The 15,252-nt window shown below is 62.4% G+C and carries 12 protein-coding genes; 4 read left to right on the top strand and 8 right to left on the bottom strand.

Going from position 1 to position 15,252, the window contains the following annotated elements:
- Positions 1-19: 19 nt before the first annotated feature.
- The 4 genes from H097_RS14600 to H097_RS14585 all read right to left on the bottom strand — a co-directional run bounded on the left by H097_RS14600 (position 20) and on the right by H097_RS14585 (position 6,461).
- On the bottom strand, positions 20-943 hold the full coding sequence (locus H097_RS14600; protein ID WP_032860578.1) for an ABC transporter permease: 924 nt from the start codon (positions 941-943) through the stop codon (positions 20-22).
- Positions 940-2,652 carry an ABC transporter substrate-binding protein gene (locus tag H097_RS14595; protein ID WP_032860577.1) on the bottom strand — a complete coding sequence of 571 codons (1,713 nt, stop codon included), beginning with the start codon at positions 2,650-2,652 and terminating at the stop codon, positions 940-942. The genes H097_RS14600 and H097_RS14595 overlap by 4 nt, the downstream gene beginning before the upstream one ends.
- Positions 2,653-2,668: 16 nt before the next feature.
- The gene (locus tag H097_RS14590; protein ID WP_223232749.1) at positions 2,669-4,798 is read right to left on the bottom strand and encodes a TonB-dependent receptor; all 2,130 of its coding nucleotides are present in this window, start codon (positions 4,796-4,798) and stop codon (positions 2,669-2,671) included.
- 352 nt (positions 4,799-5,150) lie between these two features.
- On the bottom strand, positions 5,151-6,461 hold the full coding sequence (locus tag H097_RS14585) for an MFS transporter (protein ID WP_032860575.1): 1,311 nt from the start codon (positions 6,459-6,461) through the stop codon (positions 5,151-5,153).
- A 170-nt stretch (positions 6,462-6,631) separates the two neighbouring features.
- Here H097_RS14585 and H097_RS14580 point away from each other — a divergent pair, with 170 nt between their 5' ends.
- From H097_RS14580 to H097_RS14570, 3 genes are all read left to right on the top strand, one after another.
- A complete protein-coding gene (locus H097_RS14580; RefSeq protein WP_032860574.1) occupies positions 6,632-7,732 on the top strand; it encodes a sugar diacid recognition domain-containing protein in 1,101 nt (366 codons plus the stop codon).
- 115 nt (positions 7,733-7,847) lie between these two features.
- A complete protein-coding gene (locus H097_RS14575) occupies positions 7,848-8,996 on the top strand; it encodes a glycerate kinase (RefSeq protein ID WP_032860572.1) in 1,149 nt (382 codons plus the stop codon).
- A gap of 60 nt (positions 8,997-9,056) precedes the next feature.
- On the top strand, positions 9,057-9,569 hold the full coding sequence (locus H097_RS14570) for a GNAT family N-acetyltransferase (protein ID WP_032860570.1): 513 nt from the start codon (positions 9,057-9,059) through the stop codon (positions 9,567-9,569).
- On the opposite strand, the gene H097_RS14565 is transcribed toward H097_RS14570, so the two are convergent.
- A complete protein-coding gene (locus H097_RS14565; protein WP_032860568.1) occupies positions 9,557-10,258 on the bottom strand; it encodes an aspartate/glutamate racemase family protein in 702 nt (233 codons plus the stop codon). The genes H097_RS14570 and H097_RS14565 overlap by 13 nt on opposite strands.
- A 119-nt stretch (positions 10,259-10,377) precedes the next feature.
- Between H097_RS14565 and H097_RS14560 the strand changes: the two genes are divergently transcribed.
- The gene (locus H097_RS14560) at positions 10,378-10,872 is read left to right on the top strand and encodes a hypothetical protein (RefSeq protein WP_032860567.1); all 495 of its coding nucleotides are present in this window, start codon (positions 10,378-10,380) and stop codon (positions 10,870-10,872) included.
- A gap of 85 nt (positions 10,873-10,957) precedes the next feature.
- Here H097_RS14560 and H097_RS14555 read toward each other — a convergent pair whose 3' ends face one another.
- The 3 genes from H097_RS14555 to H097_RS14545 form a co-directional block, all read right to left on the bottom strand.
- A complete protein-coding gene (locus H097_RS14555) occupies positions 10,958-11,179 on the bottom strand; it encodes a hypothetical protein (RefSeq protein ID WP_032860566.1) in 222 nt (73 codons plus the stop codon).
- The gene (gene ccoN, locus H097_RS14550; protein ID WP_032860564.1) at positions 11,179-12,606 is read right to left on the bottom strand and encodes a cytochrome-c oxidase, cbb3-type subunit I; all 1,428 of its coding nucleotides are present in this window, start codon (positions 12,604-12,606) and stop codon (positions 11,179-11,181) included. The genes H097_RS14555 and ccoN overlap by 1 nt, the downstream gene beginning before the upstream one ends.
- 273 nt (positions 12,607-12,879) lie before the next feature.
- Complete coding sequence (locus H097_RS14545) at positions 12,880-15,183, bottom strand: multiheme c-type cytochrome (protein ID WP_032860563.1); 2,304 nt, start codon at positions 15,181-15,183, stop codon at positions 12,880-12,882.
- Positions 15,184-15,252: the final 69 nt, after the last annotated feature.

Below are 15,252 nucleotides of genomic sequence, written 5' to 3'. Positions count from 1 at the left end.
AGATGGTGTGAACCAGCCGTCATCGCGGTTTAACCCGTGGATCAATCAACCCGTTCAGCACATCCACCAACAGGTTCACCCCCACATAAACCAGCGCCGCCAACAAGGTGATCCCCAGCACCACCGGCGCATCCTTGGCCACGGCCGCATCGAGCATCATTCGCCCGATCCCCTGGCGGGCGAACAACATTTCCGTGACCACCGCACCTCCCAGCAGGCTGGCGAAGATGAACCCGGACAGGGTCACCAGCGGCACCAAGGCATGGCGCAAGGCATGGCGCAGGCGCACGGCGGTCTGCGACAGGCCGCGCGCGCGGGCCATGGCGATAAAGGGTTGTTCGAGGATGTCTTCCAGCTCCTGGCGCAGCACCTGGCTGAGCATCCCGGCAATCGGCAACGCCAGGGCGATGGTCGGCAGGATCAGGGTTTGCCAGCCGTTGGAGCCGGCCGGCGGCAACACCGGCCACTGGAAGGAAAACACCAGCAACAGCAAAATCCCCAGCACGAACGACGGCGATGACGACAGCACCAGCTCGCTGGCCGAAGCCACGCGGCGTACCCAGGGGTTGCGCTTGGCGGTGAGCACCGCGCTGGCCAGCGCCAGGCCGATGGCCAACAGTGCAGCGCTCAGGGCCAGTTGCAAGGTGGCGCCGATCTGCTTGCCGATCGCCTCGGTGACGGGAATGCGCAGGCGGTACGACTCGCCAAAATCGCCGTGGGCAATCCGACCCACGTAGCGCCCGTATTGCACCCACAGCGGCTGGTCAAAGCCGTATTCCTCGCGAACCTGAGCCAGTTGCTGCGGGGTGGGGATGGCGTCCGGCCCGCCGAGAATCGCCAGCACCGGGTCGCCAGCACTGAAATGGATGGCGACGAAGGTCAGGGTTGCCGCGCCCCACAGCACGCCTACCCCGGCCAGTAGTCGAGCGGCAAGCTGTTTCATGGAGCCTCCTGATCCAGCCACACGCTGGTAAAGAATGGGGTGTTGTGCACGGCGTCGAAGATCAGCCCCTTGACCGCCGTGCGATAGGCGATCAGCACCTGGCTTTCGAAGTCCGGTACCGCGGGCACCACTTCGGTCAGGCGTTGTTGCGCGGCGCTGTACAGGGCCTGCAGTTCTACCGGGTCATGGGAGCGGCGAGCTGCGCTGAGCAGTTGGTCCAGGCGCGGGTCGCTGAGGTTGCTCAGGTTGTTGCCGCTTTTGGTGGGCGAGGCGCGCGAGTCGCTGTGGTACAGGATGTACAGGCCGTCGGGGGTGTTGGTGTGCCAATAGCCGCCGCCGATGGCGTCATAATTGCCAGCGGTACGACGGTCGGTGAGCTGGGCCAGGGGCATCATTTGAATGGTCAGTTGCATGCCGACTTTCTTCACGTCCGCCTGCACGGCAACCGCGACGTTGCTGGGGAATGACGGGCTTTCGAAGCCCAGCAGTTGCGCCGACAGGCGTCGGCCGTCCTTGACCCGATAGCCCTGGGCATCGCGCAGGGTCCAGCCGGCTTCGTCCAGTTGGCGGTTGGCGGCGTCGACGTCGTATTTCAGTACATCGCGGTAGGCCGGGTCGTAGAACGGTGTGTTCACCGCCAGGTAATCACTTTTTGCTAAAAGCTCGCCGAACCCGGCAATCCAGGCCAGGCCGTCACGGTCGATGGCCTGGGCGATGGCCTTGCGCACGCGCACATCGTCGAATGGAAAACGCAGGGTGTTGAAGGTGACACTGCGATACGGGCTGGCCATGCGAATCCGGTTGCGTACCACCAGGTTCTGCGAGGTGCGCATTGCTGCGGTATTTTGCGCCGGGGCATCCAGGGTGAAGTCCGAACGCTTGGATTGCAGGGTGCTGTAGCGGGTCATGGCCTCGGGGACGATGCTCAGCTCGATACGGTCCAGGTAGGCCGGACCGATGTGCCGGGTAACCGGTGGTGCCCAGTGATAGTCGGCGCGCTTGATAAAGGTCGCACCTTGTTCGCGGGTATAGCTTTGCAACACGAACGGCCCGGAACCGATAGGGTGCTCGGCGATGCTCTTGGGCGCTTCGCGGATTTGTTTGGGCGAGACCATGCTCAGCCAGGACTGCGCCAACACATACAGGAACGGCGAGTAGGGCTCGCGCAAGTGCGCCTCGAAGGTGTACTCGTCGATGATCCGGCCATCGATATAAGGCGCTATATACGCGGCGGCCAGCGGTGATTTGGTCGCCGGGTCACGCATATGCTCCAGGTTGATCCGCAACGCCTCGGCATTGAATTTTGCGCCGTCGCTGAAGGTCACGTCATCGCGCAGGTGGAAGGTGTAGGTCTTGCCGTCTTCGGACACGTCCCAGGACTTGGCCAGCCAGGGCGAAATCTTGCCGTTTTCGTCCTGATACAGCAGGCAGTCGTAGACGATCCGCGCCAGCCATTGCACGTTGCCGTGGTAGCTGGAATGCACATCGAAGGTGCCGGTATCCAGCGCCGCCGACATGCGCAAGGTGCCGCCCGGCGTGCCCTGGCGGGTTTCGTGGTAGTCGCCGGGGTCATAGCTGAGCAGGCCCTGGGCATCCAGGTGCCCGTCGACCCGCTGCACCGAGCTGGGCGGTGGGGCGTCCGGCGAGCAGGCGCTCACCAGCAGCAACCCCAGGAGCAGGCCGAACCGGCTCCAGTGATTGATCGGCATCGTGAAGGCTCCCACCTTAGAAGTTGAACGCCACACCGGTGAAGGCGCCAAAACCGTCCCCTGGATACAGCGCGGCAACGTCTTTGCCCTGGGCGTCGTAGATCGGCTGGATGGCAGTAACGTAGTTCTGGTCGGTGAGGTTTTTCACGTCCAGGTACACCTGCCATTTCTTGCTCGGGGCTTCATACCCCAGCTTGGCGCCGAAGATCGTGTAGGAGGGCGCATACAGGGTGTTGGCGTAGTCCACGGCGGTACTTGATACCGAGCGCACATTGACCCCGGCATAGAACCCGTCGGGATGGCGGTATTGCAGCTCGGCCTGGTACACGTGCTTGGGCAGCCCCGGCAGCTCGTTGGAGCCAAAGCGCTCGTCGTTGCGGTAGTAGAAGTCGTTGAGGGTGTAGGCCTGGCGCAGGCTGATTTTTTCGCCACGCGCGCTTTGCCACAGCTCGGTGTCCAGGCCGGCTTCGATGCCCTGGTGGATGGTCGGGCTGGCGTTGGACGTCGAGTTGACCGCCGCTGTGGTACGGGTGGCTGGAATCACTTCGACGGTGAGCAGTTCATCCTTGATCCACGAGCGGTACACCGCGAGGCTGCCGTCGAAAATCCCGGCTTTGCCGCGCACGCCAAACTCAACGGTATTGGCCTTCTGCTCGGTGAGGGTCTTGGCGTAGTTGCTGGCCACCCCAGAGCCCGACGACGACCAACTGCTGGGCGGGTCGATGGAGCGGCTGACGTTGCCGAATACCTGGAAGTCCGGTGTGATTTCATAGCGCAGGCCCAGGCGCGGCGCGACATTCCAGCTGTCGTAGTTGTAGTGGTCAGGGTAGGGCGAAGTATTGGCGCGGTCCGAGTAGCGCACTTCGATATCGCGCTTGATCTGGCTCAGCGACAGGCCGGTGGACAGCCACAGGCGATCGGTCAGTTGCAGGTCATTGCCGGCGGCAAACACGCGGTCGAACGAGCCGGTGTAGCGCGCCTGTTTCTGCAGGGCGCCGTAGGTGCTGGAGGCGGGGTTGCCGTTGTAGGTCTTGACCCCGGCCTGTAGGTGCTGGGTGCTGGTCAGGCTCAGGGATGTGTTGCTGGTATGGCCCTGGATCTGGTCGCTGCGGTTGTAGGTCAGCGACAGGTTCAGGTCGCGCCAGTCCCAGTAGTTGGGGTTGACCGTGCTCTTGCGGTACAGCACCTGAGGGTAGTTGTGGTAGACCAGGCCAAAATCCAGGGTGGCGTCATCGTCGAAGGTGTAGGTGGTCTTGCTGCCGACCCAGGTCGATCCGCGCTTGGTCGAATCATCGCGGCTGGCCAGGGCCACCGGGTTGGTTTGCGACGAGTTGTGCTTGAGCTGGGCCTTGGTCAGGGTGCCGGAGCTTTCGTGGTATTCCTCGCGGTAGCGCACGAACAGCCGGGTTTCCAGCTTGGGGTTGAAACGGTAGCCGAAGTTGGTCACCACGCCCTTGGCTTTGGTGAAGGTCCAGTCCTGGTAACCGTCGCGTTCGGAGTTGCTCAGGCTGACGTAGTAGTCACCGTTGTCCACCACGCCGCCGGTGCTCAGTTGCTGCTTGCGCCAGCCAAAGCTACCGGCCTCGAAGCGCGCGTGATTGCCCGGTGCAGTCAGGCCAGAGTGGGTCACCATATTGATCGCGCCACCCAACGACAGCGCGCCGTACTGGAAGGCATTGGCCCCGCGCAGCACTTCGGTGTAGTCCAGGCCCTGGGTTTCCAGCAGCTCATAGGGCGTGCCACCGGAACCGGTCAGGGCCAGGCCATCGAACAGGAACTTGGTGCCTTCGCGAAAATACCCAGGCGAGGTATTGGCCCCGGAGCCGCGAATGGAAATCTTGATGGCATCGTTGCCGCCCGCCGACTGCGCGTACACGCCGGGCTGATAGGCGAGGGTGTCCTCCAGGGTCGCTGAGCGGCCGCGTTCGACATCGGCGGCCTTGACCAGGCTGACGCCGCCGGCCACCTCGTCGAGCTTGAGCTGGGCATCTTCGCTGGCGGTGACCTTGCTCGCCTGCACCGTCACGGTCTGCAGGCGCGATTCCTCGGCGTGGGCCCATTGGGAGGCGAGGATCAAGGTCAGGGCACTGACGGTTTTAAACGAGCTGGAGGAGAGTTGAGGCAGAGGCCTTGAGATCAACTTCAATTGTGCATTCCCTGTGATTGGCTACGAGTGGAGGCGAGTTTCTATTCGTATAGTCAATCTCTGGCAGGGATAGAGCAGAAAGCATGCCAAGACCAGAAGGGCGTTGTTGTGGGGTATTTGGTTTTAATCAGCGTGTCGCTTATGCCAAAAAACTACACCTGTGTTGAACTGCTGTTCGATTTTGAACAGTGCTGAAGAGCCCGTGCTAGAGCGGTTTTGGTTATGAGGTTAGATCATTCGGCACAGATATCATCGGCCTCGACGGCGGCGGCCTGTTGTAAACACCCAACCAAATGTGGGAGCGAGCAAGCCCGCTCCCACAAAAAGCGGCTCCTACATTTTTTTGAGCGCGTCAGGCCTTCAGGGTACGGGTCATGCGCAATGCCAACACGCTACCCGCGACAATCACCGCTGCCAGCAGATACAACGCCAGGTCGGTTGACCCAGTGGCATCTTTCACAAAACCCACCACATACGGGCTCAAGAAACCCGCCATCTGCCCCATGGAGTTGATCAACGCCAGGCCGCCCGCTGCCGCGCCGGCGCTGAGCATGGCGGTGGGTACTGGCCAGAACATCGGCAGGCCGGTGAGGGCGCCCATGGTGGCGATGGTCAGGCCGAGGATGGCGATGGCTGGGGTGGTGGCGAAGTTCACTGCGATGATCAGGCCGACAGCGCCCATCAGCATCGGCACCACCAAATGCCAGCGCCGTTCCTTGCGCAGGTCGGCAGAGCGGCCTACCAGCAACATGAACACCGCCGCCAGCAGATACGGAATTGCACTGAGCCAGCCAATTACCAGGTTGTCGGAAAAGCCCATGTTCTTGATGATCGACGGCAGCCAGAAGTTGATGGCGTACACGCCGCTCTGGATGCAGAAGTAGATCAGGCCGAACGCCCAGATCGCCGGGTTCTTGAACACTTCCAGCAGCGAATCAGTGGTGGTCTTGGGCTTGTTGGCCAGGTCGGTGGCCTGGTCGGCTTCAAGCACTGCGCGTTCATGGGCGGTCAGCCATTTGGCGTTGGCAAAACTGTCGCTGAGCAGGAAGTAGGCGAGGGCACCGAGGATTACGGTCGGCACGCCTTGCAGCAGGAACATCCACTGCCAGCCCGCCAGGCCACCCTGGCCTGCGGCGAAGTGGTTGAGGATCCAGCCAGAGAACGGGCTGCCGAGCAAGCCGGACACCGGGATCGCCGACATGAACAGCGCCATGATCCGCCCACGACGGAACGTCGGGAACCACTGCGAGAGGTACAGCACCACGCCCGGGAAGAAACCCGCTTCAGCGGCACCGGTAAACAGGCGCAAGGTGTAGAAGTGCGTCGGCGTGGTCACGAACAGCAGGCAGGTAGACAGGGTGCCCCAGGTGATCATCATCAGCGCAATCCAGCGCCGTGGCCCGAACTTGGTCAGTGCCAGGTTGCTCGGCACACCACACAGCACGTAGCCGATAAAGAAGATCCCGGCACCGAGGCCGTACACGGTCTCGCTGAACTTCAAGGCGTCGAGCATCTGCAACTTGGCAAAGCCGACGTTGACGCGGTCCAGGTAGTTAAACAGGTAGCAGATGAAAATGAAGGGGATCAGGCGCAGGGTGATGCGCTTGTAGACGGCGTTTTTGTCGTCATCGTTGGCCAGGGTAGCGGCGGCGCTCTGTGACATGGCGTTCTCTCTTTATTATGATTTTTCGCGATGCGAGGGTAACGTTGATCGCCCCAAGAGTCTCGGTCACGGGACGGTGCCGTGTCTTTGTGCCCCCGCACAGCGATCGATCCATTGCGCTGTGCCTTTGAACAATTGCGTAACGCAGCGCTTTCAAGGAATTTAGCCCCATGTTCGAACTCGATCATGACCTGGCGCAGGATATCGTCAATCGCACGATGGCCATTTTGCCCTATAACGTCAACGTCATGGACAGCCAGGGCCTGATCCTTGGCAGCGGCGAACCGGAGCGGATCAATACCCGCCATGAAGGTGCGCAATTGGTGCTGGCCAACGGTCGCGTGGTGGAAATCGACAGCCAGACCGCCAAGCACCTCAAGGGCGTGGCGCCGGGGATCAACCTGCCGTTGCTGCATGACCAGCGCCTGATCGGCGTGCTGGGCATCAGTGGCGAACCGCAGCTGCTGCGCACCTATGCCGAGCTGGTGCGCATGACCGCGGAGATGCTGGTCAGCCAGCGCCACCAGCAGGCGGAGCAGCAATGGCGGCGCCAGCGCTGTGATGATCTGCTGGCGTTGCTGCTGGCCGACAGCGGCGAATCGCCGCGCCTGGTGGATGAGGCTCAGCAACTGGGGCTCAAGCCGCAGTTGCCGCGCACTCCTTACCTGTTTGAATTGGGCCCGGGGCAGACCGCCGAAGCGCTGGCAGCCTGGCTGGCATCGCGTTACCCGGACAGCTGGTGCGTCAGCTCCGCGCAGTTTTCGTTGCTGTGGTGCCGCCCGGCGTCGGTGCCGATGGACAACCCGCGCCTGCTGGAAAAACTCGATGCCTGCGGCTGGAACGTCCTGCGGGTGGCTGTGGGGGGGCAGGCCGATGGCTTGACGGGCTTGCGCCGCTGTTATCGTCGCGTGGCGGACTTACTCGCCTATGGCCGCGACGTGCTGCCCCAGTCACGCCTGCTGACCCTCAATCGCTACCGGTTGCCGGTAATGCTCTGGCGCCATCGCAACGACGATGCCCTCGACGAACTGCTCAACCCGTTGCGCAAGGTCCTGGCCAAGGACAGCAATGGCCAGTTGCAGGCCACGCTGCGCAGTTGGTGCGAGCACGACGGGCAAAGCCAGGCCTGCGCCGATGCCTTGGGCATCCACCGCAACAGCCTGCGCTACCGCATGGAGCGCATCGCCGAATTGAGCGGTGTCGACCCGTTGACCCTCGATGGCATGCTCGCGCTGTACCTGGGGGTGCAACTGCTGCCCCCAACCCCGTAGGCGCCGGTGCTTTTGTGGAAATGAACAACAAACCCCAGCCACGCTTGTGCATCGGACAGGCGTCATTGCCGGTGCCAACTGGCAGCATGGGCGTCATAAAAACCGGAGAAAGCCCATGAAAGTCATCATCGCCCCCGACTCGTTCAAGGACAGCCTGAGTGCCGAAGGCGTGGCCCAGGCCATTGCCCAAGGGTTGGCTCAGGTCTGGCCCGATGCCGAACTGATCAAGTGCCCGATGGCGGACGGTGGTGAAGGCACGGTGGACTCGGTACTCGCGGCCTGTCATGGCCAATTGCGCAGTTGCACCGTGCAAGGCCCGTTGGGCGGCACCGTTGAGGCTCGCTGGGGCTGGTTGGCCGAGAGTGCCACGGCGATTATCGAAATGGCCGAAGCCAGTGGCTTGCAACTGGTCCAGCCGGGGCAACGCGATGCCTGTGCCAGTAGCACCTTCGGTACTGGTGAACTGATCCGCGCCGCCCTGGACGCGGGTGCCCAGCGGATCATCCTGGCGATTGGCGGCAGCGCCACCAATGACGGCGGCGCCGGCGCCATGCAGGCCCTTGGCGTGCAACTGCTCGACGCCCAAGGTGCAACGCTGGCGCGCGGCGGCCTGGCCCTGGCGCAGTTGGCCCGCATCAATCTTGAACCAATGGACCCGCGTCTGGCCCAGGTGCGCTTCGAGATCGCCGCCGACGTCAACAACCCCCTGTGCGGCCCCCATGGCGCCTCGGCGATTTTCGGCCCGCAAAAAGGCGCCAATCCACAACAAGTCGCGCAACTGGACCAGGCCCTGGGTCACTTCGCCGACCACTGCGCCGAGGTCTTGCCCCGGGACGTGCGCGACGAGCCGGGCAGCGGCGCGGCAGGCGGCCTGGGTTTTGCCGCCAAAGCCTTCCTCGGCGCGCAGTTTCGCGCGGGTGTGGACGTGGTCGCCGAACTGGTGGGCCTGGAAGATGCGGTACGCGGCGCCGACCTGGTAATCACCGGCGAAGGCCGTTTCGATGCCCAGACCCTGCGCGGCAAAACCCCGTTTGGCGTGGCACGGGTAGCCAAGCAGCACGGTGTTCCCGTCATCGTGATCGCCGGCACCTTGGGCGAGGGCTATGAGCAGATGTACGCCCATGGCGTCGACGCCGCGTTCGCCTTGCCTGGCGGGCCGATGAGCCTGGAGCAGGCCTGCAGCGAAGCGCCGAGGTTGTTGCGTGAGCGGGCGGCGGATATTGCACGGGTGTGGCGGCTGGGCGCGCAACGCAGTCGGGGATGACAGCGCGTGATATCGCTGCCTACACTGATCGGCCACTTGTCTTTCAAAGGATGAAACACAATGCCTGCACCTGACTCCAAGATCGTGATCCAGCGCTTTGCCGAAACCCATCTCGAAGGCATGCATGCGCTCTACAACGAGCCGGCCGTGTGCCGTCAGGTGCTGCAGATGCCGTTCCAATCACTGGAGGTCTGGCGCAAACGCCTGGCGGATACCAATGAGCGACTGCTCAGGCTGGTGGCGGTGCAGGCCGGTGAGGTGATTGGCAATTGCACCCTGGAGCAGTATTCGCGCAGTCGCCAAAGCCATGTCGGCGGTATCGGCATGGGGGTGGCGGTGGCCTGGCAGGGCCAGGGCGTGGGCACCCAGTTGCTGGGTGCGGCGCTGGAGGTGGCCGACAACTGGATGAACCTGCGCCGGGTGGAACTGACGGTGTATGTCGACAACGAGCCGGCCCAGGCGCTGTACCGCAAGTTCGGTTTCGAGACCGAAGGCCGGTTGCGCGATTACGCCGTGCGTGACGGCGTATTTGTCGATGCCCTGAGCATGGCTCGCCTGCGTCAGACCGCCTGATCCCCCAGGGCAAACGCCACCGCAGCCTGCGCATGCAGCTCGGTGGTGTCGAGCAAGGGCAGACCGCTGTGCTCGGGCTTGATCAACAGGCCAATCTCGGTACACCCCAGGATAATCGCCTGGGCGCCACGGGACGCGAGGTTCGCGATGGCCTGTTGGTAAACCTGGCGTGACGCCTCGCTGATCACCCCGACGCACAACTCTTCATAGATGATCCGGTGCACGGCGCGGCGCTCGTCGGCGTCAGGCACCAGTACGTTCAAGCCCTGGGCCGCCAGGCGCGCCTTGAGAAAATCCTGTTCCATGGTGAACGCTGTGCCCAGCAGGCCGACGGTCAGGGTATTGGCCTTGACTGCCGCCGCGCCCGCCGCATCGGCAATGTGCAGGAACGGTACCGACACGGCGGCTTCGATCTGCGGTGCCACCAAATGCATGGTGTTGGTACACAGCACAATGCAATCGGCGCCACCGGCTTGCAGACGGCGTGCGGCGTCTTGCAGGATCTGCGCCGCGTCATCCCAGCGCCCGGCGTGCTGGGCCTGTTCCACCGGGCCGAAGTCGACGCTGTACAGCAGGATTTGTGCCGAGCGCAGCGGCCCCAACCGGTCGCGGACCTGCTGGTTGATGATCCGGTAATACTCGGCGCTGGACTCCCAGCTCATGCCGCCGATTAGGCCGATGGTACGCATGCCAAGCTCCTCAAACTGTTGGGCGAAAGGCACACCTTACCCAACACGGGTGCGTTAGTCATACGCGGCGGTGCGGCATCTGCCATGATCGTTGTTTGCAGTCCCCGAGGAACACCGCAATGGACGATGTACAGCAACTGGGCGAGATGCTTCGTCATTACGCCGACAGCGAAGCGCACAAGCGCCAGCAGTTCGAGGTGCAGTCAGCCCACTGGACCCAGAAAATCACCGAGCTGTACGGCCAGATCGAGCAATGGCTGGCGCCGGTCAAGAGTGACGGCTTGCTGGAGGTGCAGCGTGAGGCCTATGTGGCGTCCGGGCCGAGCGTGCCGGTGGAGACTTCGACCTTCAAGACCGAGAAGTTGACCATTCATATTGCCGGAAAACCGGTGGAGTTCGTGCCGGATGTGATGGGGGCGGGTGGCTTGATTTCGTTGTCGGTGATGGGGCTGACCGCTGCGCGCTACGGCAGTATTTCTCTGGTATTGCTGCCGGGGTCCAATGATTGGCTGTGGAAGAAAACCAATGGCCTGAAAGACCCGGACACCTTTGCCTTTGATGCCAACTTCCTGGCCTTGCAGTTGCAGAGCCTGATCCCTCGCGAGCGCGGCTGATTCCGGGTATCACCGCAAATCAAATGTGGGAGCGGGCTTGCTCGCTCCCACACAAGCCCGCTCCCATACAAAACCCAGCAGGCCTTCAGACCTCTACGTTGCCCCAACCGGGCCTGGCCTCCTCAGGCGCCACTGCCTTGACCTGCTTGCCCGTCGCCAACTCGACCCGCCGTGCCACTTGCGGGTCGTCGGCAAACGGAATCAAACTGGCCTCGTCCAAGGCTTCCCCGGACGGGTCCCGCAGGCAATATTCCACAGCGCCATACAGGCAGATCACCGTCGCCAGGTTAAAGATAACCTCCCACATCAGGCGATCTGCGCATCACTGTGCGCCACCTTCAAGTCCGCGACCCGTACCGTACGCCAGGTGTTGTAGGCCATCAGCAACATGCCGCCGAGGAAGAACACGCCGCCGGCAAACCGCACTACAAACCCCGGGTGGCTGGCCTGCAAGGCTTCGACGAAGGAGTAGGTGAGGGTGCCGTCGTCGTTGACTGCCCGCCACATCAGGCCCTGGGTGATGCCGTTGACCCACATCGAGGCGATGTACAGCACCGTGCCGATGGTTGCCAGCCAGAAGTGCAGGTTGATCAGCGGCACGCTGTACATCTGCTCACGGCCGAAGACTTTGGGGATCATGTGGTACAGCGAGCCAAAGGTGATCATCGCTACCCAGCCCAGGGCGCCTGCGTGGACGTGGCCGATGGTCCAGTCGGTGTAGTGGGACAGGGCGTTGACCGTCTTGATCGCCATCATCGGACCTTCAAAGGTCGACATGCCATAGAACGCCAGCGACAACACCAAAAACCGCAGGATCGGGTCGGTGCGCAATTTATGCCAGGCGCCCGAGAGGGTCATCATGCCGTTGATCATCCCGCCCCAACTGGGCGCCAGCAGGATCAGCGACATGGCCATGCCCAACGATTGGGCCCAGTCCGGCAGCGCGGTGTAGTGCAGGTGGTGGGGGCCGGCCCAGATATACAGGGTGATCAACGCCCAGAAATGCACGATGGACAGGCGATAGGAATACACCGGCCGCCCGACCTGCTTGGGCACAAAGTAATACATCATTCCCAGGAACCCGGTGGTCAGGAAAAACCCTACCGCGTTATGCCCGTACCACCACTGCACCATGGCGTCGGTGGCCCCGGAATACACCGGATAGGACTTGAACCAGTCCACCGGGATCGACAGGTGGTTGACCACGTGCAGCATGGCGATCACCACGATAAACGCGCCGAAGAACCAATTGCCGACGTAGATGTGCTGGGTCTTGCGCTGCACCACGGTGGTGAAGAACACGATGGCGTAGGCCACCCACACCACGGTCATCCACACCGCGCCGGAGAATTCGATCTCGGCGTATTCCTTGGTGGTGGTGTAGCCCAGGGGCAGGGTGACCAGCATGATCACAATCACCGACTGCCAACCCCAGAAGGTGAAAGCGGCGAGCCAATCGGAGTACAGGCGCACCTGGCAGGTACGTTGTACCGCGTAGTAGCTGGCGGCAAATTGCGCGCTGCCGGCAAAGCCGAAAATCACCAGGCTGGTGTGCAGCGGCCGCAACCGGCCAAAGGTGGTCCAGGGCAAGTCCAGGTTCATGTCCGGCCACACCAGTTGCGAGGCGATCCACACCCCCATGGCCATGCCGATGACGCCCCACACCACGGTGGCAATGACGAATTGACGGACAACCTTATAGTTATAGGCCTGCCCGGTTGATGCTGTGCTCATGGTCAGTCTTCCACGGTTTCAAGTCCCGGGCACTGTAGGAAATCCATGGAAAACAAAACAGACTCAGAAAAACTACATTAATACGGATCAGAATTTAGGCCATAAAACATCAGTTATTCCTCGGCTGATATGGTTTTATGGTTTTTATCTTGGTCTGTAGCGTTTTAAAACGACAAACTGCCAAAAGCGGAATCGCTCATCATCGGCTATGGCGCTTAGATCAACCGGCGTTCGGTTGTATCTCACTGCCCCCCCCTTGAAGATCAGGCCTAGTTATTTCAAGGCCGGGTCTTGTGGATTCAACTGCTTCCACGATTGCATCACCACCTGCGCCTTGGGTTCCTGGCCGTTCTCCAGGTAGTACTGGATCAACGACAACCGCGCATTACGGTTATACGGTTGGCGCTTGAGCAGGTCTTCCAACTGCTGGCAGGCCTTGTCGACCTGGCCACCGTCGTGCAACGCCACCGCCAGCACAAAGCTGTACTGCCCGTTGCCCGGTTCCAGGCGGGCCGCCTCACGCAAATGCGCCAGCGCTGGTGCCGTATTGCCCTGGCGAATCAGCATCAGCCCCTGGGTGTGTTGCAGCAACGCGGCTTCGGGATGCTGCTTGAGGTTATCGGCCACCAGGCGCCGGGCTTCTTCGCCACGGCCGTTGGCCTCCAGCCACTGCACGAGGGTCACCAGTGCCGGGTAGAAGTCCGGGTCGCGCAGCAGTGCGGTGCGCAGTTGGGCTTCGACCTGACCAGCGCGGCCGCTGGCCTGGTACAGCATGGCCAGGTTGAGGTTGGCTTCGGCGCGTTCCTGCAGGCTCAGTTGCACGTTTTCATACTCTCCGATGGCCTGCTCCCAGGCCGGGCCCAGGCCTTGCGCCGCGACACTGAGCAGATCCCGCGCGGCGAGGATGCGCACCGCCCGCACCGGGTCCTTCAGCAGGGGGGCATACAGCGTGATGCGCTCGGCGGGTGGCACAAAGGCGCTGACCGCCCGTAGCGCACTCTCGCGCACCTGTGGGGCAGGGTGGCCCAGGTCCTTGGTCGCCAGTTTCAGCGCCTGTTCGCTCGGGTAGTTGACCAATTCGGCCAGCAGCGTGGCGCGTTGGATTGCCGGCAGATTATTGCGCGCCAACTGCTGATACAGCGCTTGTGCAGCGCCCGGCTGGCCGCCGCGAATCAACGCCAGGCTTTCGTCGTAGCGCGGGGCCTGGAGTGCCTGGCTGTGGTCCCACAGTTTGAATTGCGCGGTGATCTTGTCGCCGGCCTTGCCCTGGTGGCAGGCCAGGCAGGCGTCCGGGGTACCGAGCCTGGCGGCGCGCTCGGGGTTGGGAATGCTGAAACTGTGGTCATGACGAAAGTCATTGCCCATGTAGACCTTGCCGGGCATATGGCAATCGACGCAAAACGACCCGGGCTGCCCGGCGACATGGCGCGTGTGCTCCGGTGCTTCGTAGTTCTTGGCCTGCAAACCCCGGCCATCTACCGAGGCAACAGCGGCCTTGCCCGCGGTGTTGTGGCATTGCAGGCACACGCCATTGCCGGGGGCTTTCAGTTGGTTGCTATGGGGGTTGTGGCAGTCGGTGCAACGTACGCCTTTGTCGGCCATCTTGCTTTGGGCGAAGGAGCCGTGCTCAAACACCTCGTCCTTGATCTTGCCGTCCAGGGCATACAGTTCGCGGGTGAGGGCGCTGGGCAGGTAGTCGTCCATCAGGCGTTTGCCTACGGTATAGCCGTCACCCAATGGTGCACGACGGGCGTGGCAGCGGGCGCAGGTTTCGAGTTCGACAGTGGCGTCCTTGTCCTTCAAGTCCACGGCAAAACCGGCATGCAGCAGGTCGCCTTTTTTTGCCGCCCATTGCACATGGTTGGACGCTGGGCCATGGCAGGCCTGGCAGCCGACGCCGAGGCTGTTCCATTGGCTGTCGAAGGTGTTGCCGGCCGCATCGAAGTTGCGTTTATAGCCGGTGGTGTGGCATTCCACGCACATGAAATTGGCGTTCTGGCTCGATTTGCTCCAGTGCAGCGGGTTCTTGAAGTTCACGCCTTGGCCGGGATAGAGGTGGAACCAGCGGTTTTTTTCGGTATCCCAGGCCACGCCCAGGGCCTGCAAGCGTCCATCGCCGACGTCGATCAGGTATTGCTGCAAGGGCGCGATGCCGAAGGTGTAGGCGACCTTGAAGTCCAAGGCCTTGCCGTCGCCGCCAGGGGTGTTGACCCAGAACTCATCGCCCCGGCGAAAGAACCGGGTGGTCTCGCCTTCGCCCTGGAACGCTGCATTATTGAAGTCAGCCGGCACTGTTGCAGGCGTTGCCAGCTGCATCGCCAGTTGATGGTGCGACCCTTGCCAGTCCTTGGCCTGGGGTTGATGGCAACCCTGGCACTGTTGCTCGTCGACCATTTGCGCAGGTGGCAGCGCCGCCGGTTTGGCCACCACTGCCACAGGTGCAGGCACCGGTAACGGCAGCCTGGGCGTACTGGCCTGGAGGAACAGCCAGATCCCGGCCATCGCCAGCAGCACAACGGCAATCAACAGTGGGTAGAGATAGCGACGGGGTGAATCACGGTGGGTAACCTTGGGCATACGACTTCCGATGTCCGATGCGTTGACGCTCTACGGCGTGCTTTAGCTGTGTGCAGCTTTGACGCAGGT

This window comes from Pseudomonas sp. FH4 (genome assembly GCF_000510915.2).
GTDB lineage: Bacteria > Pseudomonadota > Gammaproteobacteria > Pseudomonadales > Pseudomonadaceae > Aquipseudomonas > Aquipseudomonas brenneri.
The sequence above is the reverse complement of the archived record's forward strand: the minus strand, read 5'-3'. Positions and strand labels throughout refer to the sequence as shown.